4 protein-coding genes are annotated in these 3,445 nt (G+C 33.1%); all 4 read right to left on the bottom strand.

Features of this window, described 5'->3' with window-relative positions; all coding sequences use genetic code 11:
* A partial coding sequence (locus BGP77_RS18025) for an O-antigen ligase (protein ID WP_158269261.1) occupies window positions 1-449 on the bottom strand: 449 nt, incomplete at its 3' end.
* Window positions 450-850: 401 nt separating this feature from the next.
* Window positions 851-1,423, bottom strand: coding sequence for a low molecular weight phosphatase family protein (locus BGP77_RS03820; RefSeq protein ID WP_108163412.1), 573 nt, complete (start codon window positions 1,421-1,423; stop codon window positions 851-853).
* Window positions 1,420-2,496 (bottom strand): acyltransferase, encoded by a 1,077-nt coding sequence (locus BGP77_RS03815; protein ID WP_108163411.1) that lies wholly within the window; start codon window positions 2,494-2,496, stop codon window positions 1,420-1,422. The genes BGP77_RS03820 and BGP77_RS03815 overlap by 4 nt, the downstream gene beginning before the upstream one ends.
* A partial coding sequence (locus BGP77_RS03810; RefSeq protein ID WP_146171187.1) for a glycosyltransferase family 4 protein occupies window positions 2,496-3,445 on the bottom strand: 950 nt, incomplete at its 5' end. The genes BGP77_RS03815 and BGP77_RS03810, both read right to left, overlap by 1 nt.

Below are 3,445 nucleotides of genomic sequence, written 5' to 3'. Positions count from 1 at the left end.
GGATAGTCTTTCATCATATCCCAGCCTGCTTCCCAGTAATCCAGCCTAGATTGTGATGTATTGTCAGAACCCATATCACGGAATCGAGATACTTGTTCTTCGGGCATTAAACTAATACCTACATAACCCACAAATGCAAAAGTTATAAGGTACTTAAAATTGACCATACGATATAAAATCACTAGATAAATAAGCCCAATTATAATTGCAATCTGGCTACCACGAGAACTAGCCCCTAAGACTGTCATGGTTGCTGTTATGGGTAACAATATGTAAATAGATTTTTGCTTATTGAACCCTATTAGAAAGCCAATAGACATTACAGCAACAATTGCCATTAACAGAGAAAACTCACCAGAATTAGCAAAGAACCCGGATGGACCAGCGATGCCCCACTTAGTAAACCCAAATCCACGGCCTACCCATGTTCTCGCTCCAAACAGGCTCATTTTAAACATCGTGATAAAAAAAAGGATTAAGATTAACTTAAGTTGGTTAGCATTTTTTATACAGTTTACAAAGAACAAGACTTCGACAAACCATATGAATATTACATCTCTTTTAGATGTAGATATGTCAGGATAAAGTGAGTAAATAACCGATAATTGCACTATAACGAGAAAAGCGAGCATTAGAATGTTAACTGAACCAAATGAAAACTCTTTCCTCAGAACTGAAAAGAATATCCCTGCTAGTATGCAAATCTGAGTCCATGGCAAAAAATCCAAAAAAGGATAAATAGCTTGCGGCCTAAGATAGGTGAAAATAATGTAACCACATGCAAAGTAGAACGGTAAGTCTTGATGCTTAAACGAGAAATATAGCGATTTAATGTCTATATATATATATTTCATTTATTTTTAACACTTAAGCTTTTTGTCAGATTTTCTATTGATTTTTCTATGAAATTAATACAATTAATTGAATATCCCTTACTAGCGGAATATGGGTCATGTAAGTATGGCCTTTTGTTCATACCGTATAAACCAAGGAGTGTTACATTGGCTTTAGGGATTTTTTTTTGCAGCACTAAGCTTTGCTTGGGTTCCATGCAAATAAACAAATCCCCTTCAAATATTTTAAAATCTTCGATAGAAGTAGTTCTGTGTTTAGATAAATCAAATCCACATTCGTAAACGACTTCCAAGAAATTATTTAGCTCAGAAACATATCCGCTATTTGTTTCCAACCCAAAGGAAGCAACTGGTATGTCATACTTTGTTCGGGTAATTAGTTCAGCAAAAGCGCTTCTACATATATTTCCTTTACATACAAAAACAAGCCTTTCAACATTACCAACAAACTTGATCCTAGAACCAAATTCAAATCCGATTAAATATGCAAAATGATAGTATATGTGTTTTATAAAGCCTTTCTTACTTCCAAAGGTATTAAGCATTTTCTGCTGTAGAATCGAGATCATTTTTTATATCCCAATGTCATGGTGAAATGCTTCAATTTAAGCATACGTTTTTCAATTATAAACCAAGACAATATAGCAACCAAAAACGATAACAATATAATCCATATAACCTGGTCAACCTCAATCTCAAAATTTAGATATAGAATTTGATTTATAAATGGCATATGCCATATATAAATACCATAAGAAAAGTCATTACCTTTTAGTAGTTTATTAGTGAATTCCGGTTTAAAATAGCCCAACCTAAGAATCAATATTGCTAATGGAAAATAAACATAAGGCGGAATACTATTACCATATTGAAGCCCTGATTTGGAAAGACCAAAAGATACTAATATGTAAAAAAATAGAATTGTCATTGGTGGTAATATAGAAATATATTTTTTAAATATCTCAAAATTGCGCTGTACTAATACTCCAAAAAGAAACATATAGAACCAAGGTATAAAACTAACTCTATATAGTTTCCAAGCTAACGTTTCCGACATCAATTCTCTGCTTATGTATAAATATCTATTTGCCACTATAAATATTATTAAAAGTATTATTAGGATAATACTCCCGTGTCTTTCCTTAAGTTTGAAAATATTATAAAAAATAGGTACCACTAGATAAAATTGAAGTTCCACACATATCGTCCATAGACTCCCATTTAAAACGCCATCTCCGAAACCTCGCATGAAATCAGGATTATAAAACTGGAGAAATGTAGATTTGGCTAAAAATAGTTTAACTATTTCGAATGGACTCGCATCAACAAGGCTGAAATACCCTGTATAGCCAATCATTATTATATTAACGAGAACACAAAGTATAAGTGCAGGGAATATTCTTAAAACTCTATTTCTAAAATAGTCCATTAAACTTGGAGATCGTTCATATGATTTACTAATTAAATATCCACTTATAAAAAAGAAGATCGGGACTCCTGGGAATAGCTTTATAACCTCAAAAAATAAATTATTTGTTAACTCACTCATAGTGAATTCAAAAGAATGTAAGATCATTACCTGGCTTGCAGCAATTAATCTGATAAGGTCAAGACTGTTCTCTCTAAACTTCCAATCTTCCATTATTTTTCTCTGTAACCGATAATGTATGCACTGGTCATGCTTTCTAAGCTGTATTTTTTATTCACAACATGTCTCGTTACATCCAACACGTGGCAAAGCATTTCTGGTGGTAGATCCCTCAAAGTTATAAATTTTTGCATTAGAAACTCTGGGTCATGGTCCTGTGAGATAAAAGCACTCTTCAACCCTGATAAAATTTTCTCTACTCCACTAGGTGTAGTTAAAATAGGCTTTCCAGATGACATAGCTTGCGTAATAGATAGTGGATGACCTTCACTTGACGAAGTCATTAAGAAAATATCGATTTCTTCAAAAAACATCTTGATATTATGAATGAAACCCGGAAAATCTATATTAGAATTCATTCCAGCCGTATTAATATAGCTTTTAAGTATTTTTGCCAATAGCTTTGTATCATCGCCAGCAATAATAAGTTTTGCGTTGACATTGTTATCTGTTAGAGCTTTTATAAAATCCACGGCCAGAAAATAATTCTTTGCTTCACGTATATTTCCTAAACAGCCGAAAATTATAGTTTCATCTTGTCCATTAGGAAGTTTTCTTATCTGTATTTTTTTTAGATCGGAAGTATCAATGCCATTAGGTATAACCGAAACTTCTTTTCCTTTTAGAATTGAATTTTCATGTCTTATTTTAAAGCTCAATTCTTCTGTCACGGCAACAATATGTTCTGAAGCCTTTCCTATGAAATAGAACTTTAGTTTTTTAAACCGCTCTGTATTGGAAATATCAACGTGACCGTGAAAAGTACACGTAACAGGAACGCCTGATACTAATCCGGCAAGCGAGGCATAAACATTTGAGCCTAATAGGTGTGCTTGAATATGCGATATACGTTCTTTTCTAATAAGTCGGATAAGCCGGAAGAGAAATCGGAAATTAAAGGAGCCTTTGCAATCAATTATCTGGTATTCGATCGAATACCAGA

The organism is Saccharospirillum sp. MSK14-1 (genome assembly GCF_003054965.1).
GTDB lineage: Bacteria > Pseudomonadota > Gammaproteobacteria > Pseudomonadales > Natronospirillaceae > Saccharospirillum.
Note: the sequence above shows the minus strand (reverse complement) of the source record. Positions and strands in the feature narration are given on the sequence as shown.